Origin of the sequence: Halochromatium glycolicum (assembly GCF_016584085.1) — a bacterium.
GTDB lineage: Bacteria > Pseudomonadota > Gammaproteobacteria > Chromatiales > Chromatiaceae > Lamprobacter > Lamprobacter glycolicus.
Genome location: NZ_NRSJ01000002.1, coordinates 81,756 through 107,772, shown reverse-complemented (window position 1 = coordinate 107,772; position 26,017 = coordinate 81,756). Strand labels below are relative to the sequence as shown.

Sequence of the window (26,017 nt, the reverse complement as noted above, 5' to 3'; positions counted from 1 at the left end):
TTGTCATCCAAGAGCCCCGTCACAGAGATGCAGCAAGTCCAGCTGGCGATCGAGCTGATCGAGCTTGGCGCACGCCTGCAGGTTCTCGAAACCGAAACGGACCTGAGCCACGCCTACCTCACCAAGCTGTACAAGGAGCTGCGCGGCAAGTCCCCGCCGAAAGGGATGCTGCCCTTCTCGACCGATTGGTTCACCACCTGGCTGCCGAACATCCATGCCTCGCTCTTCATCAACATCTATCAGCGTCTGCGCGAGGACTGCGGCTGTGAACGGATCGCTGCATTCGTGCGCGCATTCCGTCTCTATCAAGAGCAGATCCGACTTGACGATCAAAAGGCGGTGCTGGGGCTCACGCGCGCCTGGACCCTGATGCGCTTCTTCGAGAACAACCTCTTACAACTCGGCCGCTGCACCCGCTGCGGTGGGCAATTCGTCGTGCATACCTATACCCCGATCCAGGATTACGTCTGCGGCATCTGCCAGCCGCCCTCGCGAGCCGGTAAGACATTACGCAGCACAGATGCCGCAAGCAAAGACGCACCCGTATCAGCGCGTTATCGCGCTTGACGGATGCCTGGCCCGCATTCGTTGAACCGCTCTACCCAACAGCTCGGGCCTGTTGCAGCTCGCCTTGGGTCGCGTATAGGGCACCGATGCCTTACAGTTAGACCTGACTGCAAGCACATCCAGCCCCTCGAAGAGCGTGCCTCCGGAAGACCCGGCCTGGCCGTATGCCGTTGGCATACCCGCACCCTCAACCGTTCTTAGTCGACCAGCCGGAAGCAGGAAACGCGGATGGACATCACCGATTTCTACGATACCTTCTTCGAAGAAGCACAGGAATTATTGGCAGACATGGAACGCCATCTCCTCGAATTGGATGTCGAGGAGCCGGACTCCGAACAGCTCAATGCAATCTTTCGCACCGTTCACTCGATCAAAGGCGGCGCTGGGACCTTTGGCTTCGAGGTATTGCAGAATACGGCCCACCTGTTCGAAAACCTGCTCGATCATGCGCGCCACGGTGAGCTCACCCTGCGTCAGGATATCGTCGATGTCTTTCTGGAAACCAAGGATATGTTGAACGATCAGCTCAATGCATATCGCAACGGCGAGGAGCCCGACCAAGAGGCGTTCGAGCGCATCTGCAAGACCTTGCAGCAATTGGCCCTGGAAGAGATTGCCGGCAGCACCCCGGAGAACGGCGCGCCGGCGGCTGCGACCCCAAAAGAGGCGGCGCCAGCCGAAGAGCCTAAACCGGCACAGGATTCAACGCCCGCTCAGACCGCCGAGGTGGGAGACGAGCAAGCCGGGCAACGGCTGATCGTGGCGTTTTCTGGGGTCAGCGAAGAGAACCGGAAGCTGTTGGTCGAAGAGCTCGAGCAGTTCGGCACGATACAGGCCCAATCCGGTGATGACGCGCGCTACGAGGTCGAACTCGAGACCACGACCAGCGCAGACGACATCGAGTCGGTGATGTGCTTCATCATCGAGCCGGAGCAGGTCGAGACCCGAGCAGCCGCACCGAGCAGCGCCGAGACGCCAACCAAGGAGCCCGAGCCCGCTGCGGCCAATGAGCAGCAGCAGCCAGGCAAAGCGGCCGAACAATCCGCACCGAGCGTCCAGGACGAAAAGCCGAAGCCGCCAACAGCCAAGAAGCCCGCGGCGAAGCCGGCCAACAAGAGCAAGGCCGGAGAATCCTCGTCGATCCGGGTCTCGGTCGAAAAGGTTGATCAAATCATCAACCTGGTTGGTGAGCTGATCATTACCCAGTCGATGCTCGACCAGACGGTCAGTACGCTTGAGGGTATCACGAACACCTCGCTGATCAACGGCATGAGCCTCCTGCAGCGCAATGCCCGAGATCTGCAAGAGGCCGTGATGTCGATCCGGATGATCCCAATGGACTTCGTGTTCAGCCGGTTTCCGCGTGTGGTGCGGGAAACCTCCAGCAAGCTCGGTAAGCAGATCGAGCTTGCCACCGAAGGCGAATCGACAGAGCTCGACAAGAGCCTCACCGAGCGCATCATCGACCCCCTGACCCATCTGGTCCGGAACAGCCTGGATCATGGGATCGAGTCGCCGGACGAGCGCGAGGCAGCCGGGAAGCCGCGTGCCGGAAAGCTGACGCTGTCCGCTCGCCATCAGGGCGGCAACATCATCATCGAGGTAAGCGACGACGGAGCGGGACTGAGCCGCGAACGCATCCTCGCAAAGGCGCGCGAGAGCGGGCTCAACGTATCGGACACCATGAGCGATGACGAGGTCTGGCAGCTCATCTTCGCGGCCGGGTTCTCCACCGCGAAAGAGGTGACCGATGTCTCCGGTCGCGGTGTCGGTATGGACGTCGTCAAGCGCAACATCCAGGGCATGGGCGGCCATGTGCAGATCATGTCGACGCCCGGCCAAGGGACGACGATCCGTATCGTCCTGCCCCTGACCCTTGCCATCCTCGATGGCATGTCGATCAAGGTCGGCGACGAGGTCTTCATCCTCCCGCTCTCGACCGTGCTCCAATCCTTGCAGCCGTCGAAGGACGACCTCTATCAGATGGCCGGCAGCGACGAGGTCCTGCGAGTGCGCGATGAATACCTGCCGGTTGTCGCGGTCCATCAGGCCCTGGACGTCGCAGGGGCCGAAACGGACCCGACGCGCTCCATTGCCGTGATCGTCCAGGGCGAGGGACGCCGCTACGCCCTGCTCGTCGATGAGCTGATTGGACAGCAGCAGGTCGTCGTCAAGAACCTCGAGACCAATTACCGCAAGGTGCCAGGGGTGTCCGCTGCAACGATCCTCGGAGATGGCAGCGTGGCGCTGATCCTCGACATTCCTGGATTGCACCAGCTGAGCCGGAGCAAGAAGGATGCGCCCCAGCCAGGCTCTCCGGCGTCCGACAAAACCATGCTTTCATCCAGCGGAGGTTGATCCATCATGAACCGTTACAGCACCGAGGATATTCAAGCGGCCGCCGATGGCGATAACCAGCAATTCCTCGTGTTTTCGCTTGGCGAAGAAGAGTATGCGATCGACATCCTCAAGGTGCAGGAGATCCTGGGCTACGAGAATGTGACCCGTATTGCCAATGCCCCGGACTTCATCAAAGGGGTGACCAACCTCCGGGGGATCATCGTTCCAATCGTCGATCTGCGCATCAAATTCAACCTCGATAAGGTCGAATACGACGGACAAACGGTCGTGATCGTTGTCAATGTCTCGGACCGGATCGTCGGCATCGTCGTCGACGGGGTCTCAGACGTGATGACATTGACCCCTGATCAGATCAAGCCAGCGCCCGAGCTAGGCGTTACCATGTCGGCCGACTTCCTGAGTGGCTTGGGTAGTCTGGAGAATCGGATGCTGGTGCTCGTCGACATCGACAAGCTGCTGACCAGCAAAGAGATGGCACTGGTGGAGCAGGTCGGCGAATAGCGCTTGGAGCGCCAGAGGAGCTGATCCGACGAAGCGGCCCAGTTGGGCGCACCACCTGGCCACCACCTGAGCAGGCCCTAAGGTGTATCGACCATGGCCGGGGAGGCATACGGCGGACAACGACCGCGCAGAGTGCGGCAACGTTTGCAGGACATGAGCATGCGGACTAGCTGGATGCTGGTCCTCGGAACCTTCTTGACACTCCTGATCGTAGTCAGCGGACTGAGCCTCTTTCTCCTCGACCAGTCAAGAACCGCAGTGGCCGAGCTCGCCCCCCATGCCGGCGAGGTCGGGGCTCAGACCCAACGCGACTTCATCGCGACTGCCGATGTCATCTGGCTCGCCATCCTGGGGGCCCTGTCGTTCGGGATCTTGGCCGCCCTCTTGGTCGTCTGGGGCGTGACGAGCAATGTACTCCGACCGCTGCAGCGCGTCGTCGCAAGCTTCGACGCGATGGCCTATGGCAACCTGTCCGTGCCACTCGAGCGGGCGGGGCGCAACGAGATCGGGCAGCTCTTCAATGCTGTCGCCGCATTGCAGCAGCGGCTTTCACGAACCATTGCGATGGTTCGTCTCAGCAGCGAAGCGGTCCACCGCGGAGCGAAGCACGTCGCAAGCGTCAACAAGTCATTCCGCACTCGGATCGAGCAGCAGGCTAGCGGCCTGAGACGGACTGCCGCGCGCATGGACCGGATCTCGTCAACGGTCAAACAGAATGCCGAGCATGCGCGGAAGGCCTCCCGCCTCGCCCAAGAGGCCGCCGAGACCGCTGGCGCAAGCGGCAAGGTCGTCGATCAGCTCATCGTGACGATGCGCGAGATCAGCCAGGGCTCAGAGCAGATCACTGACGTCATCAAGGTGATCGATTCAATCGCATCCCAGACCAACATGCTCGCCCTGAACGCCGCGGTCGAAGCCGCCCGCGCCGGCGAGCAAGGCAAAGGGTTCGGCGCGGTCGCAGCCGAGGTGCACGATCTAGCGGGCCGCAGCGCCGAAGCGGCGACGCAGATCCGGGCATTGGTCGATGCCTCGGTCACCCGGATTGGGACGGGTACCGACAGCGCTGACAAAGCCGGCCATGCGATGGCCGAGATCGTTCGAGCGGTGCACCAGGTCAATCAGCTCATGGACGAGATGGCGTCGGCGTCGCGCGAGCAGAGCCAAAGCATCGACCGCGTCAACTGCGCGATCGCCGAGATGGATCAGGTCACCCGACAGAATGCGGAGCTCGTCAAGCAGGACGCGCAGGCGGCCGATCAGGTCGAGGCCGAGGCCGAGCGCCTAAAGAGGGTTGTTGCCGTGTTCAAGCTTGCGCCCAATGCCGAGGAGCGCGTAGCGGACGCCCGTTACGATGAAGCCGCGAGCTGGGTCGAATCGCTCAGACCGGAGGATCTGCAGTACGACCTACACCGCAAGGCGAGCCGACGCAAACGCTGATGGCTCGCAGGAATCCGAGGCGAGCCACGGCTGAGGCGCCGTCTCAAGAGGCGGCCTTGCCCTGCTCATCCGCGATCTGCCGGACCCAGACCAACAGCTCGGCGATGACCTGATAGAGGCTGGGCGGTATCTGCTCGTCGAGATCCAGATTCATCAATAGCGCCACGAGCTCCGGGGCATCATGAACATAGATGCCCTGGCGACCGGCCTCCTCGATGATGCGCTCGGCGATCTCGCCATAGCCCTTTGCGACCACGCGCGGCGCCTCGTCGCCCTCCCGATAGGCAAGCGCCACAGCACGACGTCGCTCGTCGGTCAGGCCCTCGGCACCCTCATCGTGCTCGGTCACTCGCCCGCCTCATCCGCTTCGGGCTCCGCCTCGGGCACTGTTGCACGCAAGCGCACCAGCACCTCCAGCTCATAAGCCTCGAGGCGCGACCGCAGCTGGTCGATTCCTTGGGCCAAGGCGGCATGCACGGCGGGGTCCTCGGCGCTCAGTTCGAGCTCCAGACGCGCCTCGCTGAGCCAGAGCTTGACCCCGACCTCACCCAGACCGCTCACCTGCAGGACCATACTCGAATGCCATGCCTGCGACTCCGCTTGCTCCTGCCCCCCTCCCTCGCCCGAGAAGCCACCCTCTTCACGTCGGGTCACCGGCGGCTGCACCATCAACGCCATGAAGATGCCGGACCAGACGTCGCCCTCCCAACGTAATACCGGTGTCGCGAGCAGTTCCAGCTGGTGACGAACGATCCCCTGCAGGCTCTCGTGGATAGGTTGTCGGGATTCCGCACGCCCCATCCGGATCGCAGTTTCAGCACTCGCAGCACGCTCTGCAGCGGCTTCACGCGCCTCAATGGTGCCGGCCTGAACCATCGCCCCCCCGGGCGCTGCCGGCCCGGCCGCTGCAGCCGCTGGACCGGGACTGCCCCCCGTTCCCGCAGGGACCGAGACGGCAGCGGATCGGCCCGAGGCCGAGCCAGCGGTGGCCGCAGAGGCTGAGGGTTGTCCTCGCTCGGCATTCAGCACCGGCTCGCCACCGCGGCGCAGACCGAGCAGAAAGGCGGGCCAACTCGACCGTAAAGGGGTAGGCGATGGGTTCTCGGGCGGCGCCGAGGCGAATGACAGCGGGCGCCACATCTGCGGCTCGCGCTGGAGCTGCTCCCGGGACAGCTCGCCTCGGAACCAGCGCGACAGGTGCGATTCATAGAACAGGCCGCTATCGCGTACCGAGTGCTGCAACTGCTGGGCAACCTGGCTCGATACCTGGGCCTCGCTCGTCGGAAGCAGTGGCTGGGATAACCGCAGCGCCGATGGTGCTGCTGGGAATCGCAGATGCAGATCGGCGATCGACCGCGCCGAGGTTGTAAAGCTGGTCTGAGCGGAAGGCGGCGGTAGGCGCTCACCGCCAGTCTGACGACCGAGCCGCGCATCCGGCGGTTCCCTCGCCGTCTGGCTCGTTCCCCGCAGCGGGGCATTGGTACGGTAATCAAGGCGTGAGTCACTGCGGACGGCGCTCGGCGCCTCCGTAGGGGTCATCGGCTTGACAGGCTGGTTGAGCTCACGAGGCTGAGGGGTGTCGACCCGCTTCCCCAGTACCTGGTGCAATAGGGTGTCGACCAGCGTGTTGATCCCACTCACGACGTTGTGAAGCGCTGGGCTGCCTCGACGACCTCCGAGGCCTCTTGGTAGAATGAGTAGGTTCGCGACAGGGCCTGCTGCTGACGCGAATCGATGATCAACCGGCTGAGCTCATGCCGCCGATCGATCAACCGCTGGCGAATCTCTTCGTCCTGTTCCAGTAACGACGCAAGCAGTTCGGCCTTGCGCTCAAGCGCTTGCTCGTCGAGAGGGACCTGCCCATCATCCAGCCGCTGAACGGTTTCGACCTGAGCCAGATAGTCGCTCTGGCGCTCGATCAGCGCCTCCCAGTCCGCCGCACGGGCGGCCTCGAGCACTTGAGCCGAGCATCCAAGTAGGGCCTCATAGGCGAGCAGCAGATCCTGCTGTTGGTCGGAAGAAGCCATACCTAACCGTCTGGCGTCTGCCCGCCGATCTCACGCCACGCGGTTGCAATCTCCTCTAACAGCGCCTCGGCCTCGTCGAGGCTCTTTTCGTCATTGTGCAGGTTAGCCGACAGCAATAACCGAGCCACATAATCATACAAGGACGCGAGGCGCTCAGCGACCTCGCCGCCGCGCTCGGCATCCAATGCGGCAGCCAAGCCATTGTTGACGACATCCAATGCCTTCGAGATCGACCGGCCCTTTTCAGCGATATTGCCGGCCTGCATCTGGATCCGGGCCGCGCGAATCGACGCCAGTGCACCGTCGAACAGCAGCACGATCAGCTGATGCGGGTTTGCCGACATCACCCCGCTTTCAACGCCGACACGGGCATAGGCCCCTGCACCACGCCCATACCCGGTTGCCCCACGCATCACAGTCATGATCAGGAATCTCCCCTGCTCTCAAACTCTCATCGCTTTCAGGTGATTGATCGATCAGTCATCACGACCGAGCATCGCATTCAGATTGTCGAACTGCTGGGTCAGGTAACTGCTCGTCTGATTCATCTCGGCAACCATTGAGTCGAGCTGCACGAATCGTTGACGATAGCGTTCAATGGTCCGCTCGACGGAGACTTCCATGCGCTCGGTTCGGGTTTCAATGCTGGAGATCCTGTTTTCCACCCCGCTCATCGCGGTTCCTAGCAACCCGTTGTCCCCGAGCATCTGGCCCAACGTCTCGCCAAGCTTGTCGGCGAGCCCGCCGTCCTCGGTCTGGCCGGCAAAGAAGTCCGTCAGCGCCTGCCGATTGTTGACGATGGCATCATCCAGCTGTTCGTCATCGAGCTCCAAGGTGCCATCCAGCTGAAGACTGATTCCCACATCCGAGAGCGTGCTGAACGCGCCTTCGGCGACATCCGAGCCCAATGCACTGCGCAGACGCGACTCGATGCTGCGCAGGGCGCTATCGCCGACCAATTCGCCGGCGACGCCGGTCTCGGCATTGAAGCGCGTCAGCTCGTCAGCGGTCCCTTGCAACGCATTGTAGGAATCGACGAAGGCATTAACGGCCTCCCGCACCTGAAGGTTGTCGCGCTCCACGGTAACACTCGCATCACCCGCCTCGACAAGATCAAGGGTGACGCCCTGAATCGCTTCTTCGACGCGGTTGCTCTGACTGGTGATCGCGATCCCGTTGACGGTAAGCGCGGCGTCTTGTGCGGCCACCGTTTCAGTCATCCCTGCGAATGTCAGACGGGCATCACTACCGTAGGTGATCGACGTTATCGCCGCATCTGTACCTGTGTCGTTGGTCGTTAGCACCAAGCGATAGGGGTCAGCAGAGCCGTCGTTAACGATGGAAGCCGTAACACCCGACCCTGCAGCGTTGATCCGGTCGCGGACATCCTCGAGCGTGTCTCCATCCTCAAGATTGACATCAAAGGATTCGACCGAACCGCGCTCGATACTGAGGGGGCCAGCAGCAAACGTATGCCCCTCGGCAAAACCATCGGTGGCAAGGCTCTGAGAGCGCGCCAGATCGGTCACGTTGACATCGTAGCGCCCGGGTACCGCGTCCGAGGTTGCTGCGGAGGTCACGCTGGTACCGGACACCGAGCTGGAAAGGCTCTCAAACAACGACGGATCGCTCAGCTTATCGACCGCCGACTCGAAGGCGGACAACGCCCCCTGAAGCTTGCCATAGGCGGAGAGCTTCGCCTCCTGGTCCGCCTTCTGCTGATTGAGGGGCTCGAGACGACCGCGCTCGGCGTCGCGCAGCTGATCGAGCAGTCCACTGAGGTCTAACCCTGAACCGATCCCGAGTGAAGTGATGGTGGACATGGCAGCTCCTGTAGTGATTCCGAGACGCTAACGGGCGCGCGCATCCGGCATCGATACCCCGGATACCCACCTGTCCCGCGCTCTCCATCGTCGCTTAATGGAGCTATCGGCAGGACCGCGCTGAACTTTAAGGGCCCGACCCGAGAACGGGATCGATACGGGCGCAGTCGCCCTGCGCCCCGCTCAGAGCGACACGGGCAGCTCCTCGACCGGCTTCCCGAGCCCCTGCAGCGCCTTCCCATCGAGGACCTCCCCGAGCGTGGTGTCCGGTGGCTTCACCGCCTCGGTCAACTGGACCTGCGCGATCTCTCCTGCGCCATCCAGCCGTTGCACCCACCCCAGCGCGCCGGTTTCGAAGCGCACCAGCGAGCCGATCGGCCAGGTCCCGAATGCCTGCCAATAGCGCTTGAGCCAACGCGGATCGAAACGCTCTGGATGCTCGCGGAGGTGTTGGTAGATATCGGCAACCCGCCATGCCGGCCGATCGGCCCGATCGCGGCGCATCGCGTCGATGACATCGACAACCATGGCCAAGCGCGAGAGCTCGCCGAGGTCAGCCGCCCCAAGACCAGCGGGATAGCCGGTGCCGTCGAGCCGTTCATTGATCTCCGCTACGATGCTCTTCACAACACTGGCCGATAGCCAGGGACAGTGCTCGAGGCATCCCATCAGCCGAGCAACGTGGGTACTGAGCTCGGCGCGCTGCTGCGCATCGAACTTCGACTCCTTGAGCAGGCCTGCCGGCAGCAACGCCTTGCCCATATCGTGAACCATCGCACAGGCCGCGACGGCTTTGCAGGCATCACGAGGCATCTTGCTCAGAACCGCCATATCGACCAGCTGCACCGCCACCGATAGACAATGCCGAACCAGCGGGGCCTCTTCAAAGAGACAGCGCACGGCAAACAGCACGGCTTCACGATCCTCTTCGTGGAGCACGAGCAAGCGATCGGCATGCCTCGAGAGCTGGACTGAATCGACCGATGACTGGTTCTGCAGCTCGATCAGCTGCGCATCCAGATAGCCGGCTACCCGCGCCAGCCGCTTCGCCATCGGCGTCGCATAGCGCTGGGCATTCCGACGAGCAATCGGCGGCGGGGATTTCGGGTCGGTCTGGAACAGCAGCGAGCGCAACAGCCCTTCCCCGCCAGCCGTCGAATGTCGCGCCGACTCCCGCTCGATCTCGCGCACGAACTGCCACAGCTGGCGCTCCTGGGTGATGCTGGGTGCCCGGAACTGCAGCCCAACCTGCACCAGCTGCCGTTCCAGGTCGATGTCATGATGTTTCGCGAGCCCTTTGATCGCGAAACGGGTGCCGTTCGGAAAGCAGAGCTCGATCTCGAGCGGCTGCGTCGCGCCCAGCATCGAGATCGCCGACGGGGGAAGCTCGAGCAGGCAGCCATCCAAAGACAGATTCTTCAGGTCACCCTGGGCGATCGCCGCGGTTTCCTCGTTGCGGACGATGGCGCCAACCTCCATGCCGAGCCGCAGCCGCGCGCGGAAGAACTGCCGCCGCTCCAGGACCTCGAGGTGGCGCGGATAGTTGCACTGGCACTGGAGGCGCCCATCCCGGTCCCGGCACGCGCTCACCTTCAGCACGGGCGTGCGCACCATCATGCCCTGGGTCTGCCCGACCAAACGAAACGGATGCCCACGCCGAAGCTGGTGCGCGATCTCCCGAACCGCACTGATATCGAGCAGCATGTGTTCCCCCGGCTGCTGATCTGCGACCAGCACGGGCATCATCCGACCGTCTTCGTCCTCCAGTACCAGCGAGGCACCGCCTGGCTCACTCAGCACGCCCAGCAGCGTCTGGACCTCAGACCGCTTACTGACCCGCTTGTAACCCCCTTCGGGTTCTGTCATACCTGCTTCCACCTCAAACGCTCCCCTTAGGGTAGCTCGATCGCCCGTTCAGCGCAGGCGCTGTATCGCCTCGAACTGACCGGTAGCCGAGAACCTTAGCCGGAAGATGCCATGGACCCCCTCAGGGGTGACGACCTGACGCAGTGCCGCTGCTGGGAACACCACGCGGCGACCATCCAGACTCCAGGTGTAGACCTGCTCGACCCGCCCCTCATAGTGGGCCAAACAGGCCTCGGCAGAGAGCTCGATGACGACATCGATGTTTGGCATGGTCGCAGACCTCAGGCACCGCAAACTGTGATCGACCGCGCTGGCCCGCACATCGGTGCTTGGCGGACCATCCTCTGTCACAATGCGACGAAACGCACAGCACCTTGACCTATATCAGCCTAGGCTGTTCAAGGTACCCAGCGTTTGGACGATGATTGCAGACGATGCCCCCGGTTAGTTAAGGGAAATCTTCCCTTCGGAGCCGTTGCCCGAGAGTAGAGAGCATTATGAAACTGACGATAAAAGGCCGCCTGAGTCTCCTGATCATCATCCTGCTTGCGCTGCTCTTGATCGTCGGCGGGCTTGGGATCAACGGCATGCAATCGTCGAATCAAGCGCTCGAGGACGTCTACGAAGAGAATCTGGTCCACTCCCAGGACCTGGGGCGTATCGACTCGCTGCTGCGCAACATCATGATGCAGCTCTTCCTCGCCTCGCAACATGCCCCGGAGCTCGCTGTCAGCAATCTGCACGACCACCCGGTGACGATGCACATGGAGATCATCGAGGGTAACCAGAGCGAGCTGACAGCGCTGTGGGATGCGTTTCGGGGCGCGATCACGGACCCTGACGCCGAAGCCCTGGCGCAAAGGTTCGATGAGCTCTATGAAAAGCTGATCTATAACGCCGTCGAGCCTGCCGCAGAGCTCTACGCCACTGGCGAGTACCCGGGAGCGGATTTCGTGGTCTTCATCGAAGGGCTGCCTGTCTACGAGGACCTCAACGCAACCCTGAACGAGATGATTGCGCTCGAGCGGAAGAAGGCACTCGCGGCCTTCAACAGCGCGCAAGACCATACCGTCTTCATGCGTAATCTGATGTTCGGCGCCCTGGCCGTCGCGGTCATCCTCGGCGCACTGCTCGGCTGGCAGATCATCCTGCGCATCACCCGCCCGCTCGATGAGGCGAAAAGGGTGTTCGTCGCGATGTCGAACGGCAACCTCACCAACAAGATCAGCTCCGCCGGCAAGGACGAGATCGGTCAGATGCAGCTGGCGCTCGCCGACACCCAGGACAAGCTGCGCGACCTCATCATCAACATCCAGCACTCGGTGGAGTCGATCTCGACTGCCGCCAGCCAGATCTCGACCGGGAATACCGACCTCTCCCAGCGCACGGAGGAGCAGGCCTCCAGCCTGCAGCAGACCGCGAGCAGCATGGAGGAGGTCGCCTCGACCGTGAAGCACAATACCGACAATACGGCGCAGGCCAATCAACTGGCCGGCGAGGCCAACAGCTCGGCCGCCAGCGGTGGCGAGAAGGCCGAGCAGGCCGTGGGCAAGATGCATGAGCTGACCGAAAGCTCCGACAAGATCAGCGGGATCATCTCGTTGATCGACGGCATCGCCTTCCAGACCAACATCCTTGCATTGAATGCCTCGGTCGAGGCCGCACGTGCCGGTGAGCAGGGGCGGGGCTTCGCCGTCGTCGCCCAAGAGGTTCGTAATCTGGCCCAGCGCTCCGCCGATGCGGCCAAGCAGATCCAAGAGCTGATCGCCCTCAACGGCGAGGTGGTCAAAGAAGGGCGTGTGCTGGTCGAAGCGGTCGGCGAGTCGATGAAGGAGATCGTCACCCACAGCGGCAAGGTCTCCGAGCTGATGGACGAGGTCAACCGCGCGTCCAACGAGCAGACCATGGCCATCGACCAGGTCAGCGTCGCGATCAGCCAGATGGACGAGGTGACCCAGCAGAACGCGGCGTTGGTCGAGGAGACCGCCAACGCGTCGGCTTCACTCGAAGACCAATCGCGTGAGCTGGCTGATGCGGTCGCCTTCTTCAATGTCGGCGCCAAGGCCCCGACGACGAAGGCGCTCTCTTCTGCAAGCCGGACCCCGAAGAAGGCGCAGTCCGCGCCCAAGAAACCGGCAGCACTCGCTGCTCCTCCGAAAAAGAGCAGTCAGAGCGATGACGCAGAAGAGAAGAAGCACTATGCGACCACGGCTCACAGCGAGGATGACTGGGAAAGCTTCTAACCGTTCAGCAAAAAGCGGGCTCGCTACGAGGAATTGAGGATCAAAGACGATGACCCCGGTTGCGCTCGCGCCGACACCCCTGATCACCGCCCAGCCGCTCGGGCCGGCGGGCACCGGCAGACCAGGCACGATCCCAACGGCACGCGGAAGCGAGCCAGTATTGGCAGGCAGCGAGCCCGGCCCAGGAGCCGGCCAGCCCGTCGCGAATCCGGATGATTCGAGCGAGGCCCAGGTCGCTCGGGCAGCGGACGATGAGGCGCGAGGGCGGATCGCTGAAGGCGAGGCCGCACCGAACGCGCAAAATGACGCGCTTGCTAACGAGCTCACCCCACAAGAACTGAGGCTCATCAGGGAGCTGGAGCAGACCGATCGCGAGGTGCGGCAGCATGAGCTCGCCCACCAGATCGCCGGCGGCCCCTATACCGGCAGCGCCAGTTATCGATACGAGATCGGCCCCGACGGCAAACGCTACGCCGTCGCCGGCGAGGTCTCGGTCGATTACGGCCCGGTCACAGGCGACCCCCAGGCCACGGTCGAGAAGATGAAGACGGTCATCGCCGCCGCTCTCGCGCCGGCAGATCCCTCTCCGGCGGACTATCAGATCGCTGCGCGAGCGCGCCAGAACCTGCTCGTCGCGCAGCTCGAGCTCAGTCAGCAACAATCAACGCAGCAGACTTCCGCACCTGCATCGGACGCCGCCTCCAGCCAGGCGGCCAATTCCGAGATGAACGCGGCGCACCGGGACGCCCAGGCCGCCGAATATGAGCGCACCGCTCAACTCACCGATCGTTCAAGCGACCACGTAAGCGCTGGGCTCGGCCAGGGCACCCTGCACAGCCTCGCCTGATGCCGCTGCTGACCGCTCCAGATCGCGCTCAGGTCGACGCCTGCTGCGCTGACCCCTGATCCTCGCCGCGGAGTGCAGCGAAGGTCTGCTCGGTGACCGGCTTGCGCTCGAAATCGAGAATGCGTCCGCCGATGTCGGCCACAGTTTGGGTGAATGCAATCAAGCTCTCAGGACTGTTGGAAACACGCCGCGAATTGATAAATTTGATCAATATCGAGATGCCTTGCACAGGGTCATAGTCCCCGTCCTGATGGAGCGGCGGCAGCGTTCCGGGTGAGGACGCATTGGCCACCGTCAACGGGTAACCCTCCGGCCCTGGCGGAATATGATAGACGCCGACCTCGGCCTCATAGAACGCCTTCGCATCGCGTAACAGCTGCCCAAGGGCCTGATTCGTTTCTGGCCCGGGCTTGTCGAACATCACGAACAGATAACGCTGGGTCTTATCGACGCCCTTTTTCTTACGCGGTTGACGCCCCCTAGACCGCGTCTCAATTCCGGGCTGACCTTCAATGCCTGCTCCCCGACCCTTCCGGTCAGACTCGGCCGCCCGATCGCGCAGCGCCTTTGAATCGAGATCATCATCTTCGCCGCCGCGTTCCTTGATGACAAAAAAGTAGAAAAGGATCAACGCAATGAGCCCCAACACCAACGCCGTACCCGCTAGCAGAACGATGAGATTGCTTTGACTCATTGATCATTCCATCCCGCAACGCCACGCATGACACAGATTATACCGATGCCCGGATCGGAATCACTCGATAACAGCGAGCATCAGCCAAGCAGCGAGAGACCCATCCCCTGCCCGCCACCCTGGCGGGCAGGGGCGCTCCAACGGCTCCGCGCCGCGAATGATCCGGGCGCAGTGGCCGAGCTTGTTGCCGCAGTAGAATTGGCATCCGATCAGCCCGAACAGCTCTGGGATGGTCTTCTCATCGTAGCAGGAAACACCGGCCCCTCGGCAGCGGTCTGGGTGCAACCACAGCCGGGCCAAACAGCCCAACTCTGGCCACCGCTCAGTACCTCGCGAGCAGCAGCAAACCTGGTGCGCGCCGCCGTCAACTGGGCCGCCGAGCAAGAACTGCAGATCGTCCAAGCGGTGATCGATACCGAAGATCAGGAGACCGCGGCTCTGCTGCGCAACAACGGGCTCCCCCGCCTGGCCGATCTACTCTACCTCAACGTCCCAGTAACAGCCGAGATGCCTCAGCCTGCTCCAGCGGTAGGACCGCCATTGCTCTCTTTCGAGGCGATTGGACCGCTACCATCGGCGCGTCTCGAGCGTCTGATGAGTCTCATCGAAGACCGGTCGCTGGACTGCCCGGGGCTGCAAGGGATTCTCTCACCAAGCCAAGCGATCGAAGGCTTCCGCCGTCAGGGGCAATTCGCACCCGAGCATTGGTGCGTTTTACGCTACCACGGAGAAGACGCCGGTGCCCTGCTGATGACCACACATCCACAGATCGAGTCGTTCGAATTGATGTACATGGGGATCGTGCCCCGCTGGCGTGGCCACGGGCTGGGGGCGCGACTGATCGAAGAAGCGATGCGCCGGGCCGGCGCTGCAGGAGCCAAGCTCGTGCTGTTATCGGTCGACGCAACGAACCAGCCAGCGATCAGGCTATACGAGCAAGCCGGATTTCGGCTCTACGGCAGGCGAACGCTCTATGCCTGGACTGCGCAGCACACCGCCGCGGTCGATGGCTGAGCGGATCAAGGCCCGCTTCAAGGAACCTGAGCGGCTGCCTTCGGAATCGTCTGGTTTACGCCGAAGCTGCTACGACCGGTCACCCCGCACCGGCAAGCGGTTTGTGGGTAGGCGCTTGGCGCGCTTCCAGCACGAATGGCGGAGAGGGTGGGATTCGAACCCACGGTACCCGCAAGGGTACACCTGATTTCGAGTCAGGCCCGTTCGGCCGCTCCGGCACCTCTCCAGTTGGGACCCTTTGGCTGGCGTCCCGCGCTGAATAGACCGTTCAGTCTATCACGTGCCTCTGCCGAGACCAACCGCCAACGCACCGTTCTAGACAGCCAAACCGCACCCAGGCCGTTTATACAACGGCCTGCTCCTGAGGGTTCTTGTACAACGCAGCGTGCATGAGAATACCCCGAACTGCTCGAAGAGCCCTCTATCAAGCCGCCGTTTGACTTGCGCAAGCCCTTGATTTCGCTATCATGAAGAGCCATTCTGTTACAGTAAGAGGTGCCATTCTGTTACCCTGAATCACGCGAGATTCATCGTCTGGGATGGCACCTTGCGATGAACGGTGGGGCTTCTAGCTACCGTCGCGCCCATCGGGCATTGACGAACTCGAGGCTGGCGCCGAATCCATCGTGTCGGACGCGCGTCAGCCCGGCGTAGTCGATACGAATGCGGTACCAGCACTGAGGATCGGCGTCCAGCACATGGCCGATCACAGCTCGGCTGACACCGGCGTGACAGACGATGAGCAGGCGTAGCCCGGGATAGGCGGCGACCTGGCGATCATAGGCCTGGCCGATCCGCTGCTGAAACGCTTCCAGACGCTCCCCGTCCGGCGGCCGGTTGGCGACGGGATCACGACGAAACGCAGCAAATGCGTCAGGCTCTTCGTGCGCGAGGTCCGTCGGCCGTCGTCCCTCCCAAGCACCCATCGCGATCTCGCGGAGCTCGGGTTCGACCGCCATCGGTAACCCTTGCTGGGCCGAGAGCCTGACCGCGAACTCGCGACAGCGCATCATCGGTGAGCTAATGATCTGATCCCAGTACGGAATCTGATCCCGGTACGGATCAGGACCAACGGCCGTCCACATCTGCCGCCAGCCCGCTGAACTGAGCGGATGGTCGACCCCCTGCCCCCGGATCATCCGGCCGCCTCGCGGCTCTCCGTGGCGGATCAGGTCGACAATGGTATCTTCAGCGTTCACCGATCAAGGGCTCCACGGCGATCGGGTGCGAACCGATTTTCAAAAGCGTCACCTCGGGAAGGATTGACGAGGGAGAACAGCTGGTTTCTTGGTGGCGGAGGAACAGCTGACCGGGCAAGGTTCCATTAGCGGCCCCCAAACATCGCCGCGCGACGCGGCCCAAGGCTACCGTAACATGAACAGAAACAAGACCTATGTCGGACTCGACGATGACAGCTACGGCGGTATGACGCCGACCGGAACCATCATCCGCGACGCTCAAGTCTTCGGTCTCATCCCGGAGGACGAGACCTGCGCGGGCTGGTCGATTGCCCGAATCGATGCCCTCTACGATCAGGTCAGCAAGGCCTGGCATCCGTACGGTCATCTGGTCTCGCAGTTGCCAGACGAGCTGCGCGCGCGGCATCGGCGGATCTATGATGCCGCGATCGCGACCGCACGGGCGCGCGGGTGGTCCGCCGACCTCTACCCGGATTAGCCACTAGCCGGACTAACGCCCATGGCACGGTGCCACCCCGGACGATGAATCTCGCGTGATTCATGGTCACCACTGGACCGCGCGAAGTCGTCGGGCTTGGCGCTGCGTCGGCCGCCCCTCCGGCGGGATTACAAGAAAGCGCAAATTGCGCCAGCGCAGTCCGATCTATGCGAAGATCCGCGGCAAAGACGCGATCCTAAACGCTGCCTCATGTCTTATCAGAACGACCACAACCACATCGTCAGCGCCTTCGACCGCGAGCTGACCGAGCTGCGCAGCCTCGTCGTCAAGATGGGCGACGCGGTCATTCGTCAGACTCAGGATGCGCTGACGGCGCTGCTGGATCAGGATACCGCCCGCGCACGTCAAGTGATCGACCGCGAGCCCGATATCGATGCCCTGAGCAGTGCCGCCGATGAGGAAGTCTTTCGGGTCATCGCCAAACGCCAGCCAACAGCGGTCGATCTGAGGCTTGTGCTCGCGATCAGCCGCGTTGTCGGCGAGCTCGAGCGCGCGGGGGACAAGGCCGCCCGCATTGCCAACAATACCCTCAAGCTGATCGACGAAGGGGATGCTGCGGCAGTCCCGACAGTGCTCGGGAAACCGCTGCGCGCCCTCGAGGCCCTGGTCGTCGAACGCCTCGAACAGGCCATCAGCGGTCTGGTCGATGCCGACCTCGGCCGCGCGATCACCGTCTTCGAATCGGAGCCACAGCTCAGCTCGGATCGCCAGGACCTGAGCGACGGCTTGGTGGCGTCCAATGCGCCCTTCGATGGCATATCGCTCGCGGCACTGCTGACGATCGCCCACGCGATGGAGCGCATCGGGAACCATGCCGGAAACATCGCCGAGCAGGTGGTCTATGTGATCACGGCCGAGGACGTCCGCTATCGCAACCGCCATCTGTTGATCAATGCCCTGAAGCATCGCGCTGAGGGCAACTGAGCAGGGTCAACCGCTCCATCTCGACGAGCCAAGATCGAGACCGCACACCGGCCGCAACCATCTGGCACCTATGTCTTCTGCTGACCCGCTGATCGAGCGACTGCTCGCACTCCTCAAGGAGCTCACCGAGGACTCCGAAGGCTATCTCGAGCGTCAGGACGACCCGCAGCTCTGGTACAACCGCGGCTATGCGAACGGGATGGCCGACGCCCTGCGTCAGATCGGGTATGGCAGTCAGGTCGATGCCGCTGTCGAGTCCGACTGCTACGATGCCGCCCGTGATCAATCTCATCTGCCCTGGGGCAAGGCCTACGAGCATGGCCGCGAGATGGGCGCGAAGGAGACCTACGAGATCACCGGTAGCCAGCCCGCTTCTGAGAAGCCCTAACAGAATGCACTCTACGGCCTGAAAACTCCGCCGCTTGTGCAGGCTAGGCGAGCACTTTGATAGGGCCTCTCGTATTCTCCATCATTTGCTTTCCAAAGCTGCCGCGGCCGGTCGGCTCCGAAACCCGGAAGGAGCTTCTGGACAGACACTGAGCGGCCAAATATTGTCCTGACTTGTGTGATCCGGACATCAAGATGCCTCCGGATACTGATAACAAGGGCATCTGCCGTCTGGATTAGTGCTGGCGGAACAATAGGTCCTTCACGGCAGCGATGCTGTCATCACCAAAACGAGCAACCCCCTTGGAGCGCCGATGACCCGCTTGGTCTCGTTCAACGTCAACGGCATACGCAGCCGCCCGCATCAGCTCGAGGCATTGAAGGCCCGCCACGACCCCGAGGTGATCGGCATTCAGGAATCGAAGGTCGCCGACGAGGCGTTCCCTGAAGAGGCCATCACCGAGTTGGGCTGGCAGGCGGTCTACCACGGTCAGAAAGGCCACTATGGCGTCGCACTGCTCAGCCGCCAGCCCGCGAACCGTGTCGTCAAGGGGTTTCCGGACGATGGCGAAGAGGCCCAGCGCCGCGCGATCACCGGTTACTTTGCGCTCGATGATGGCAGCGAGCTGGCGGTGATCAACGGCTATTTCCCGCAGGGCGAGAGCCGCAGCCACCCGACCAAGTTCCCGGGCAAGCAGCGGTTCTACGCTGATCTCAAGCACTATCTCGAGACCCAGTTCAGCCCGACTCAGCCGATCGTCGTGATGGGCGATATGAACGTCGCCCCGCACGACGCCGACGTTGGCATCGGCGCCGACAACGCCAAGCGCTGGCTGCGCACCGGCAAGTGCAGCTTCCTGCCGGAAGAGCGCGAGTGGCTGCAGGCGCTGCTCGGTTGGGGCCTCGTCGATGCCTACCGCTGCATCCATCCACACAGCGCAGACGCGTTCAGCTGGTTCGATTACCGCTCGCGCGGCTTCGAGCGCGAGCCCAAGCGCGGGCTGCGGATCGATCTGATCCTGGTCTCGGCGCCGGTGCGCGAGCGGCTGCGCGACGCCGGTATCGACTACGCCATCCGCGCGCTCGAGCGGCCATCGGATCACTGTCCGGTCTGGATCGATATCGACTGAGGCCGACCCGCGACCGACGCCAACCGGCCATGACGCCGATGGTCGTCGACGACGCACATCGGCCCCATGTTCTTCCTCCGATAGCATCCAAGCCAGCCATGCGGCCCTGGCCGCGCCAGCTCAGGAGAGCACCATGACCGACAAGAGCCTCTATGATTACCCTGGTGACGAGATCGATGTGCGCTGGGACAAGCGCCTATGCATCCACATTGGCGAATGCGTCGATGCCGACAATCCGTTGTTCGAGGTCGGCCGTGACCCCTGGTGCGTGCCGAACGAGGTCAGCAAGGCCGAGGTCCGTGCGGTCTGCGAGCGCTGCCCCAGCGGTGCGCTCAGCTACACCGACAAGACCGGCACCCCGGAGCAGCCCGCTGCCGAGAACAGCGCCCAGGTGGTCTACAACGGCCCGCTCTATGTGACCGGCGAGCTCGAGATCGAGGGCGCGCCGGAGGACATGCCGGGCCTGCGTTACCGCGCCGCGCTCTGCCGCTGCGGCGCCTCGAAGAACAAACCATTCTGCGACAACAGCCACATCGAGGCCGGCTTCCAAGACTATGGCGCAGTCGGGCAGACCGGTCCCGGTCTCGAGGCCACCGGCGGGCCGCTCAAGATCCGGCCGATGCCGGACGGCCCGCTCAAGGTGGAAGGCAACCTGGCCCTGCGCGCCGCCAGCGGCCGCCTCGCCTGGCAGGGCGCCAAGACCGCGCTGTGCCGCTGCGGCGCCTCGAAGAACAAGCCGTTCTGCGACGGCAGCCACCGCGAGGTCGGGTTCAAATCGGACTGAGCCGCCTTGGCCTTGGCGTGCCCGCGCGGGGAAACCCGATCGCCCCCAGCGGGAACCACGCGTAGGACCAGAGCCTGGGACCGCCGCGCGCAGGCGGTTCCGACCTCCAGCGTAGCAGCCTTCCAGTATGGCCAGCGCTCGCTGAGCGCGTCGGCCACGATGGCCGGCATTTAGCCGGCCTCGCGTCCGACGTGCGATCAATCGGTTGGGGCGCGCGTCAGCATCCCGCCGGTCAACCTGATACTTCCCCGCTCTAAACGGCAGGGCTTGTCGCGCCTTCGCTCACTCGGTGCCGATGTCCGACATCCCGCCGAGCAACAGGCCCGGCGGGCGCGCGTTGCCCTCGGGCGGCCCGTGCTCGGCCTCATCGATCACCCGCTCGATCCGCACCGGCAGGATGCGGTTGCTGAGGTCGGCGCCGCCGGTCGGCACCCGCACCAGCAGATAGCTCGGCGTGTAGCCGACCTGCGTCAAACCGTCTCCGGCGGTCTCGAACCCCTCGATCAGCACCGGCTGGATGCGGCCGACCTGCTGCGCGAGATGCTCGCGCTTGAGACGGCGCGCAAGCCCATGCAGCGCTCGGCTGCGCTCACGCTTCACCGCGGTCGGCACCTGATCCGGCATGGTCGCGGCCAGCGTCCCGCGACGCGGCGAATAGCTGAAGATGTGCAGATCACCGAAGCCCATCTGAGCGACGAAATCGCGCGTTTGCGCCCACTCGTGCTCGGTCTCGCCAGGGAAGCCGACGATGATGTCGGTGGTGATATTGAATCCCGGCACCGCGCTGCGCGCCGTCTCGACCAGCCGGGCGAAATCGCGTGTCTTACAGCGCCGTGCCATGCGCTTGAGCACGCTGTCGGCACCGCTCTGCAAGGGCAGATGCAGATGCGGCATCAGGCGCGGCTGCTCGAACAGCTGCCAAAAGCGATCCGAGAGGTCCCAGGGCTCGACCGAGCCGAGCCGCAGGCGCGCCACATCGGTCTCGGCGAGCACCGCGGCGAGCAGTTCATCCAGACTGGAACCGCTATCGCGGCCATAGCCGGCGGCGTGCACACCGGTCAGCACCACCTCCTGAATCCCATCGGCGACCAGACGCTGAACCTCGCGGCAGACCTCGGCGATCGGCCGGCTGCGTTCTTCGCCGCGCGCCCGGGTCGTGATGCAGAAGGTGCACTGGTAGCGGCAGCCGTCCTGGACCTTGACGAAGGCCCGCTGCCGACCGCGTGCGAACAGGGCCGCCGCGCCCGGCTCGGTGGCACCCTCCGGCATCCATGGCAGCGCCAAGGCCTCGCGTGCCAGCGCGACCAGCCGATCCTTGTCGCGATTGTGGACGGTCAGATCGATGCCGTGTTCGCCGAGCTGATCGTCCGCTCCGAACGACACCGCGCAACCGCTGACGACCACTTGAGCACGCGGGTGCTCCCGCTGCAGCCGCCGCAACTGCTTGCGCGACTTGCGCATGGCCTCGGCGGTCACCGCACAGGTGTTCAGCACGACCAGGTCGGCCGCATCCTCGGCTTCGATGATCTGGCAGCCGCGCGCCTCAAGCTCGCGCGACCAGCCCGCGAGCTCGGCCTCGTTCAGGCGGCAGCCGAGGGTGCTCAGCTTGACGCGCACCGGCCTAACGTTCATGGCAAGGCGCCACCCCGGACGATGCATTCCTCGTGATTCACGGTAACCACCTGCACGTCGCTACGCTCGGCCGCGTCGACCTCTTCGACGATCTGTCCGGCACCACCACGCCTCTCAATCTGGTTTTCCCCCTGTTAAGCTGACCTCAGTCCTGAGCAGAATGAGTCCGCGGTCCTGGTCACATTGTGTCCACGCAGGCATTGAAACGTTGCAACGCGTTACGCCCGGCAATCGGGCAGGGTCGCTCAGAACGATCAGGGTGGCGCGCCAACCGAAGCATGAATCCCCAGTCACCGCTGGCCCGAATCCCGGCGATCCGTATCCCGCAACCAGCTGCGCCTTCGCGGCCAGGATGTCCGACATACCCGCCCATCCGACGGGCCCGCCCGGCCCCGCCATTAGGCGCGTAAACGCCAGGTCAATGCGCCGAAGCGATCGATCAACCCATATCGTCGCAGCCAGTCCCGGGCCTCTTCTGCATCCCGCTCGAACCAGGCCTGCGCATTGCCAAGCCGAAAACTATAACCCCAGGCGTCCATATCCGCGAACAGCTGGTCACGGCTGATTCCGCCGAGCTGATCGGCCATCAGGACCTGCAGATAGCAGACCGCGTCCTCCTCGGCGACCTCGCCACCGGCATCGGTATCCAAGGCTAGCCGACGCCCGGCATCCATGCAGACGAAATGCCCCGCCTCGTGCAATGCCGAATGCACCGGCGTGTCATCGCGCAGAAAGATGCGCGCGCCAAGCAGTCCCGCCTCCGGCCCGCCCCAATACGAGCCCGGGATCGGCTCGCCAGCCGGCACCCGCACCGGCTCCAGCGGTGCAAAACGGCGCAGCAAGTCGTCGACGGCGTCACGATGGTCCCGATAGCGCTGCATCGATTCGGTCTACCTCTTCTCACTCCTGATCAGCGGCCGTTCGCAAATCGACTAAGAGGCCCTGTCAAAACGGCCGCTTGACTTGCGCAAGCTCCTGATTCCGCAGTCCACAGGCGTCATCCTGTTAGGGCCTTTGAACAGATCGAGCTGATCGCCAGCGATTGCCCCGACTTGTATGATCTGGACTTCAAGATGTCCTCGGACGCTGACAATAAGGGCATCCGCGGTCTAGATGAGTGCTCGCGGAACGATCAAACGTCGAGGCCGGCGTGGGGCAACGTCTTCGAGTTGTTCGCCGAGAAGCACTCACAACGCACCGCCACGCCGCAGCAATACTCAACATCCCTCGCTGGTCGGGACATCTCGCATCGGAACATATCGCATCCGGCCCAGACAAATGTCATGATCGAGGGGGGATCGCCCCCATCCCCCGAGTTCTGCGGGCCGAGTTCAACCGGCCGAGTTCAACCGGCCGAGCTCAATCGGCCGAGTTCAACCGTTTAGGCACCCTCCTCCTCCACCCGTCCCCCAGCGAGAGGTTTCTATCATGGCCCGCCACCTGCCCGATACCTTCGCAGTCGCACCCCAGCAGGCGCCTGATCAGAGTCAACCTCGGCCTCATGCAGCGCTCGAGACTGGACTCATCGCCCGAATGGTCGCGAGCGTTGCGGTCATCGCCGGCCTCGGGCTCGGCACCCTGCTGATGCTGACGCTCGCCGGACCTGCCCCGGAACGACTGCAGCAAGACGCCGCCCTGGCCGGCTTGGTGCGGACAATGGTCGCGATCAAGGGCCTGATCCTGGCCGCCGCGCTCGCGCTGGTCGTCTGGCGCCTGGGCCGCCCCGTCAGCGCGGCCCGGCTGGCCGGCTACGCGGGCACGCTCGCCGTCTCCGCCGCTGCCCTAGGCTGGATGTGGAGCCTGAATGCGATCCCGGTCACGGCACCCCTGTTCTATGGCGGGCTCATCGCCTGCTATCTGATCGCCGCACGCGACCGGCGACTGTTGGACGTACGGACCGAATCCTGAATCGTGCGGTTGCAAAGGTCCGCAAGGACGGGCTAGCGTAGCGGGCTTTGCTCGCAGCATGCCAGCCCGCCCACCGGATGTCCGCACTCAGCGTCCAGACTCTCAGCAAGACCTACGCGAATGGATTCACTGCCTTGACCGGCGTCGATCTGGAGGTCGAGGCCGGCGATTTCTTCGCGTTGCTGGGGCCGAACGGGGCCGGCAAATCGACGCTGATCGGGATCGTCACCTCGCTGGTGCGCAAGAGCAGCGGCCGCGTACAGATCTTCGGCCATGACCTCGACGATGAACCCGAGGCGGCGCGCGCGAGCATCGGCGTCGTCCCGCAAGAGTTCAACTTCAACCTGTTCCTGCCCGTGATCGAGGTCGTGCTCAATCAGGCCGGCTATTTCGGCGTGCCACGCCAAGAAGCACGCAGCCGCGCCGAGCTGCTGCTGCGCAAGCTCGACCTCTGGGAGCGGCGCCATACTGAGATGCGGCTGCTCTCCGGCGGCATGAAACGCCGGCTGATGATCGCCCGCGCGCTGATCCATCGCCCGCGGCTGGTGATCCTGGACGAGCCCACCGCGGGGGTCGATATCGAGATCCGCCACGCGATGTGGGGCTTCATGCGCGAGATCAATGCCGAGGGCACCACCATCATCCTGACCACCCACTATCTCGAGGAGGCGGAGAGCCTGTGCCGGCATCTCGCGATCATCGACCAGGGCCGCATTCAGGCGCGCTCGGACATCGCGACCCTGCTCGGCGAGCTGCATACCGAGACCTTCGTGTTGAACCTGAAGGCGCCGGCCGAGGCGCTGCCCCCGCTTCCCGGCTTCGTGCTCGAGCCGATCGACGCCAGCACGCTCGAGGTCCAGGTCAGCCGCGAGCAGACGATCAACGGCCTGTTCGAGGCGTTGTCCCGCCACGGCATTGAAGTGACCAGCCTGCGCAATAAGCAGAACCGGCTCGAGAAGCTGTTCCTCGACCGCGTCGAGGCAAGGCGCGAGGCTGCAGCATGAGCCAACCCGCAAAACAGCAAGCGACGCTCGGCGCGGCCAACCGCTGGCGGCGCTATGGGATTGCCTTCGCGACCCTGGTCAACAAGGAGGTGACCCGCTTCAGCCGTATCTGGGTCCAGACCATCCTGCCCTCGGCGATCACGACGACGCTCTATTTCGTGATCTTCGGGCGGCTGATCGGTGACCGCATCGGGCCGATGGGAGGGCTTGCCTACATCGATTTCATCGTCCCCGGCCTGGTACTGATGGCGGTCATCATCAATGCCTACAGCAACGTCGTCTCCTCCTTCTACAGCAGCAAGTTCTCACGCTATATCGAGGAGCTGCTGGTCTCGCCGGTCCCGAACTGGGTCATCCTCGCCGGCTATGTCGCCGGCGGCGTCGCCCGCGGCGTCACGGTCGGGATCGTCGTGATCATCGTCGCCGCGTTCTTCACCGAATTTCGATTGCACGACCTCAGCGTCACGCTCCTGATCCTGCTGCTGACCGCGGTGCTGTTCGCGCTCGGCGGCTTCATCAATGCCGTCTATGCCAACAGCTTCGACGACATCTCGATCGTCCCCACCTTCGTGCTCGCGCCCTTGACCTATCTCGGCGGGGTGTTCTACTCGATCGACCTGCTGCCGCAGCCCTGGCAGACCCTGTCGCTCGTGAACCCGATCCTGTACATGATCAACGCCTTCCGCTATGGGCTGCTCGGCGTGACCGATATCCCGCTCGGTATCGCCTTCCTGATCACGATCGCCTTCATCCTGGCGCTCGGCTACTACAGCCTGAGCCTGCTGCGGCGCGGCGTCGGCATCAAGCAGTGAACCCCGCATGCTGCATGCCTGTCGGAGCCCACAGGGTTCGAGCGAAGGAGGGGCCTCTACAATCGATCGGGACCAGACTCGCCGGGGACGAGCGAAAGGCCGCGCGGCTTGTGAGCCGCAACGGGCGATGGGATGATAGCGGGTCGGCGCGGAACCAACCGCTGCGAACGCCCTTCCGCAGACGCCGCTCGGACTCGACATTGCCGCTGCTGGGACCCTTCGCTGCTCATGCCTCGGCGTTCCAGTTCGGCGTCCGAGCTCGGCATTCAAGCCGGCGCTCCCGACAGCCCGTTGAAGGCCTGCGGCTGACACTGCCTAACCAAACTCAACGCACGACGCCTATCCGGTAACCGACCCA

26 protein-coding genes and 1 tRNA gene are annotated in these 26,017 nt (G+C 63.5%); 15 read left to right on the top strand and 12 right to left on the bottom strand.

Annotated elements, in window-relative coordinates:
• The 4 genes from flhC (at position 1) to CKO40_RS01735 (ending at position 4,866) form a co-directional block, all read left to right on the top strand.
• Entirely contained in the window at positions 1-567 is a 567-nt protein-coding gene (gene flhC, locus CKO40_RS01750) for a flagellar transcriptional regulator FlhC (protein WP_207173318.1), read from the top strand.
• A 228-nt stretch (positions 568-795) separates the two neighbouring features.
• The gene (gene cheA, locus CKO40_RS01745; RefSeq protein ID WP_200344158.1) at positions 796-2,925 is read left to right on the top strand and encodes a chemotaxis protein CheA; all 2,130 of its coding nucleotides are present in this window, start codon (positions 796-798) and stop codon (positions 2,923-2,925) included.
• A gap of 6 nt (positions 2,926-2,931) precedes the next feature.
• The gene (locus CKO40_RS01740) at positions 2,932-3,429 is read left to right on the top strand and encodes a chemotaxis protein CheW (RefSeq protein ID WP_200344156.1); all 498 of its coding nucleotides are present in this window, start codon (positions 2,932-2,934) and stop codon (positions 3,427-3,429) included.
• A gap of 159 nt (positions 3,430-3,588) precedes the next feature.
• Positions 3,589-4,866, top strand: a complete 1,278-nt coding sequence (locus tag CKO40_RS01735; protein WP_200344154.1) for a methyl-accepting chemotaxis protein — start codon at positions 3,589-3,591, stop codon at positions 4,864-4,866.
• Between the two features lie 43 nt (positions 4,867-4,909).
• Here CKO40_RS01735 and CKO40_RS01730 read toward each other — a convergent pair whose 3' ends face one another.
• The 7 genes from CKO40_RS01730 to CKO40_RS01700 all read right to left on the bottom strand — a co-directional run bounded on the left by CKO40_RS01730 (position 4,910) and on the right by CKO40_RS01700 (position 10,852).
• A complete protein-coding gene (locus tag CKO40_RS01730; RefSeq protein WP_200344152.1) occupies positions 4,910-5,215 on the bottom strand; it encodes an EscU/YscU/HrcU family type III secretion system export apparatus switch protein in 306 nt (101 codons plus the stop codon).
• A complete protein-coding gene (gene fliK, locus CKO40_RS25065; RefSeq protein ID WP_200344150.1) occupies positions 5,212-6,507 on the bottom strand; it encodes a flagellar hook-length control protein FliK in 1,296 nt (431 codons plus the stop codon). The genes CKO40_RS01730 and fliK overlap by 4 nt, the downstream gene beginning before the upstream one ends.
• Complete coding sequence (locus CKO40_RS01720) at positions 6,504-6,893, bottom strand: flagellar protein FliT (protein WP_200344148.1); 390 nt, start codon at positions 6,891-6,893, stop codon at positions 6,504-6,506. The genes fliK and CKO40_RS01720 overlap by 4 nt, the downstream gene beginning before the upstream one ends.
• 2 nt (positions 6,894-6,895) lie before the next feature.
• Complete coding sequence (gene fliS, locus CKO40_RS01715) at positions 6,896-7,315, bottom strand: flagellar export chaperone FliS (RefSeq protein WP_200344146.1); 420 nt, start codon at positions 7,313-7,315, stop codon at positions 6,896-6,898.
• Between the two features lie 54 nt (positions 7,316-7,369).
• Positions 7,370-8,716, bottom strand: coding sequence for a flagellar filament capping protein FliD (gene fliD, locus CKO40_RS01710; RefSeq protein ID WP_200344144.1), 1,347 nt, complete (start codon positions 8,714-8,716; stop codon positions 7,370-7,372).
• Positions 8,717-8,899: 183 nt separating this feature from the next.
• Positions 8,900-10,582, bottom strand: coding sequence for an HD domain-containing phosphohydrolase (locus CKO40_RS01705; protein WP_200344142.1), 1,683 nt, complete (start codon positions 10,580-10,582; stop codon positions 8,900-8,902).
• A 48-nt stretch (positions 10,583-10,630) separates the two neighbouring features.
• Complete coding sequence (locus CKO40_RS01700; RefSeq protein WP_200344140.1) at positions 10,631-10,852, bottom strand: DUF2835 family protein; 222 nt, start codon at positions 10,850-10,852, stop codon at positions 10,631-10,633.
• A gap of 227 nt (positions 10,853-11,079) precedes the next feature.
• On the opposite strand from CKO40_RS01700, the gene CKO40_RS01695 reads away from it, so the two are divergent.
• Both CKO40_RS01695 and CKO40_RS01690 read left to right on the top strand, forming a co-directional pair.
• Positions 11,080-12,825: a methyl-accepting chemotaxis protein gene (locus CKO40_RS01695; protein ID WP_200344138.1), complete on the top strand. Its 1,746-nt coding sequence runs from the start codon at positions 11,080-11,082 to the stop codon at positions 12,823-12,825.
• A gap of 49 nt (positions 12,826-12,874) precedes the next feature.
• Positions 12,875-13,672 carry a putative metalloprotease CJM1_0395 family protein gene (locus CKO40_RS01690; RefSeq protein WP_200344136.1) on the top strand — a complete coding sequence of 266 codons (798 nt, stop codon included), beginning with the start codon at positions 12,875-12,877 and terminating at the stop codon, positions 13,670-13,672.
• 28 nt (positions 13,673-13,700) lie between these two features.
• Here the strand turns inward: CKO40_RS01690 and CKO40_RS01685 are convergent, their stop codons facing one another.
• The gene (locus tag CKO40_RS01685; protein ID WP_200344134.1) at positions 13,701-14,366 is read right to left on the bottom strand and encodes a cell division protein ZipA C-terminal FtsZ-binding domain-containing protein; all 666 of its coding nucleotides are present in this window, start codon (positions 14,364-14,366) and stop codon (positions 13,701-13,703) included.
• A gap of 27 nt (positions 14,367-14,393) precedes the next feature.
• On the opposite strand from CKO40_RS01685, the gene CKO40_RS01680 reads away from it, so the two are divergent.
• Entirely contained in the window at positions 14,394-15,380 is a 987-nt protein-coding gene (locus CKO40_RS01680) for a GNAT family N-acetyltransferase (RefSeq protein WP_207173316.1), read from the top strand.
• Positions 15,381-15,516: 136 nt separating this feature from the next.
• On the opposite strand, the gene CKO40_RS01675 is transcribed toward CKO40_RS01680, so the two are convergent.
• Positions 15,517-15,606: transfer RNA gene (locus tag CKO40_RS01675), tRNA-Ser, on the bottom strand.
• 346 nt (positions 15,607-15,952) lie between these two features.
• On the bottom strand, positions 15,953-16,579 hold the full coding sequence (locus CKO40_RS01670; RefSeq protein WP_338074096.1) for a histidine phosphatase family protein: 627 nt from the start codon (positions 16,577-16,579) through the stop codon (positions 15,953-15,955).
• A gap of 175 nt (positions 16,580-16,754) precedes the next feature.
• Between CKO40_RS01670 and CKO40_RS01665 the strand changes: the two genes are divergently transcribed.
• From CKO40_RS01665 to CKO40_RS01645, 5 genes are all read left to right on the top strand, one after another.
• Positions 16,755-17,057, top strand: coding sequence for a hypothetical protein (locus CKO40_RS01665; RefSeq protein ID WP_200344130.1), 303 nt, complete (start codon positions 16,755-16,757; stop codon positions 17,055-17,057).
• Between the two features lie 210 nt (positions 17,058-17,267).
• Positions 17,268-18,002 carry a phosphate signaling complex protein PhoU gene (gene phoU / locus CKO40_RS01660; RefSeq protein WP_200344128.1) on the top strand — a complete coding sequence of 245 codons (735 nt, stop codon included), beginning with the start codon at positions 17,268-17,270 and terminating at the stop codon, positions 18,000-18,002.
• Positions 18,003-18,072: 70 nt separating this feature from the next.
• Entirely contained in the window at positions 18,073-18,390 is a 318-nt protein-coding gene (locus tag CKO40_RS01655) for a hypothetical protein (protein ID WP_200344126.1), read from the top strand.
• A gap of 313 nt (positions 18,391-18,703) precedes the next feature.
• Positions 18,704-19,519, top strand: a complete 816-nt coding sequence (xthA, locus tag CKO40_RS01650; RefSeq protein ID WP_200344124.1) for an exodeoxyribonuclease III — start codon at positions 18,704-18,706, stop codon at positions 19,517-19,519.
• 133 nt (positions 19,520-19,652) lie between these two features.
• The gene (locus tag CKO40_RS01645; protein ID WP_200344122.1) at positions 19,653-20,303 is read left to right on the top strand and encodes a CDGSH iron-sulfur domain-containing protein; all 651 of its coding nucleotides are present in this window, start codon (positions 19,653-19,655) and stop codon (positions 20,301-20,303) included.
• Between the two features lie 282 nt (positions 20,304-20,585).
• Here the strand turns inward: CKO40_RS01645 and mtaB are convergent, their stop codons facing one another.
• A complete protein-coding gene (gene mtaB, locus CKO40_RS01640; RefSeq protein ID WP_200344120.1) occupies positions 20,586-21,935 on the bottom strand; it encodes a tRNA (N(6)-L-threonylcarbamoyladenosine(37)-C(2))-methylthiotransferase MtaB in 1,350 nt (449 codons plus the stop codon).
• A 398-nt stretch (positions 21,936-22,333) separates the two neighbouring features.
• Positions 22,334-22,816 carry a hypothetical protein gene (locus CKO40_RS01635; RefSeq protein WP_200344118.1) on the bottom strand — a complete coding sequence of 161 codons (483 nt, stop codon included), beginning with the start codon at positions 22,814-22,816 and terminating at the stop codon, positions 22,334-22,336.
• A 547-nt stretch (positions 22,817-23,363) separates the two neighbouring features.
• Here CKO40_RS01635 and CKO40_RS01630 point away from each other — a divergent pair.
• The 3 genes from CKO40_RS01630 to CKO40_RS01620 all read left to right on the top strand — a co-directional run bounded on the left by CKO40_RS01630 (position 23,364) and on the right by CKO40_RS01620 (position 25,659).
• Positions 23,364-23,843, top strand: a complete 480-nt coding sequence (locus tag CKO40_RS01630) for a hypothetical protein (protein WP_200344116.1) — start codon at positions 23,364-23,366, stop codon at positions 23,841-23,843.
• 77 nt (positions 23,844-23,920) lie between these two features.
• Positions 23,921-24,847 (top strand): ABC transporter ATP-binding protein, encoded by a 927-nt coding sequence (locus CKO40_RS01625; protein WP_200344114.1) that lies wholly within the window; start codon positions 23,921-23,923, stop codon positions 24,845-24,847.
• Positions 24,844-25,659: an ABC transporter permease gene (locus CKO40_RS01620; protein WP_200344112.1), complete on the top strand. Its 816-nt coding sequence runs from the start codon at positions 24,844-24,846 to the stop codon at positions 25,657-25,659. The genes CKO40_RS01625 and CKO40_RS01620 overlap by 4 nt, the downstream gene beginning before the upstream one ends.
• Positions 25,660-26,017: the final 358 nt, after the last annotated feature.

What these genes read in the sequence shown, in the direction of transcription:
- cheA (WP_200344158.1), top strand. Translation starts at nt 796, where the DNA reads ATGGACATCACCGATTTCTACGATACCTTCTTCGAAGAAGCACAGGAA.
- CKO40_RS01740 (WP_200344156.1), top strand. Translation starts at nt 2,932, where the DNA reads ATGAACCGTTACAGCACCGAGGATATTCAAGCGGCCGCCGATGGCGAT.
- CKO40_RS01735 (WP_200344154.1), top strand. Translation starts at nt 3,589, where the DNA reads ATGCGGACTAGCTGGATGCTGGTCCTCGGAACCTTCTTGACACTCCTG.
- CKO40_RS01720 (WP_200344148.1), bottom strand. Translation starts at nt 6,893, where the DNA reads ATGGCTTCTTCCGACCAACAGCAGGATCTGCTGCTCGCCTATGAGGCC.
- fliS (WP_200344146.1), bottom strand. Translation starts at nt 7,315, where the DNA reads ATGACTGTGATGCGTGGGGCAACCGGGTATGGGCGTGGTGCAGGGGCC.
- fliD (WP_200344144.1), bottom strand. Translation starts at nt 8,716, where the DNA reads ATGTCCACCATCACTTCACTCGGGATCGGTTCAGGGTTAGACCTCAGT.
- CKO40_RS01705 (WP_200344142.1), bottom strand. Translation starts at nt 10,582, where the DNA reads ATGACAGAACCCGAAGGGGGTTACAAGCGGGTCAGTAAGCGGTCTGAG.
- CKO40_RS01700 (WP_200344140.1), bottom strand. Translation starts at nt 10,852, where the DNA reads ATGCCAAACATCGATGTCGTCATCGAGCTCTCTGCCGAGGCCTGTTTG.
- CKO40_RS01695 (WP_200344138.1), top strand. Translation starts at nt 11,080, where the DNA reads ATGAAACTGACGATAAAAGGCCGCCTGAGTCTCCTGATCATCATCCTG.
- CKO40_RS01690 (WP_200344136.1), top strand. Translation starts at nt 12,875, where the DNA reads ATGACCCCGGTTGCGCTCGCGCCGACACCCCTGATCACCGCCCAGCCG.
- CKO40_RS01685 (WP_200344134.1), bottom strand. Translation starts at nt 14,366, where the DNA reads ATGAGTCAAAGCAATCTCATCGTTCTGCTAGCGGGTACGGCGTTGGTG.
- CKO40_RS01680 (WP_207173316.1), top strand. Translation starts at nt 14,394, where the DNA reads ATGACACAGATTATACCGATGCCCGGATCGGAATCACTCGATAACAGC.
- CKO40_RS01665 (WP_200344130.1), top strand. Translation starts at nt 16,755, where the DNA reads ATGAACAGAAACAAGACCTATGTCGGACTCGACGATGACAGCTACGGC.
- phoU (WP_200344128.1), top strand. Translation starts at nt 17,268, where the DNA reads ATGTCTTATCAGAACGACCACAACCACATCGTCAGCGCCTTCGACCGC.
- CKO40_RS01655 (WP_200344126.1), top strand. Translation starts at nt 18,073, where the DNA reads ATGTCTTCTGCTGACCCGCTGATCGAGCGACTGCTCGCACTCCTCAAG.
- xthA (WP_200344124.1), top strand. Translation starts at nt 18,704, where the DNA reads ATGACCCGCTTGGTCTCGTTCAACGTCAACGGCATACGCAGCCGCCCG.
- CKO40_RS01645 (WP_200344122.1), top strand. Translation starts at nt 19,653, where the DNA reads ATGACCGACAAGAGCCTCTATGATTACCCTGGTGACGAGATCGATGTG.
- mtaB (WP_200344120.1), bottom strand. Translation starts at nt 21,935, where the DNA reads ATGAACGTTAGGCCGGTGCGCGTCAAGCTGAGCACCCTCGGCTGCCGC.
- CKO40_RS01635 (WP_200344118.1), bottom strand. Translation starts at nt 22,816, where the DNA reads ATGCAGCGCTATCGGGACCATCGTGACGCCGTCGACGACTTGCTGCGC.
- CKO40_RS01630 (WP_200344116.1), top strand. Translation starts at nt 23,364, where the DNA reads ATGGCCCGCCACCTGCCCGATACCTTCGCAGTCGCACCCCAGCAGGCG.
- CKO40_RS01625 (WP_200344114.1), top strand. Translation starts at nt 23,921, where the DNA reads ATGTCCGCACTCAGCGTCCAGACTCTCAGCAAGACCTACGCGAATGGA.
- CKO40_RS01620 (WP_200344112.1), top strand. Translation starts at nt 24,844, where the DNA reads ATGAGCCAACCCGCAAAACAGCAAGCGACGCTCGGCGCGGCCAACCGC.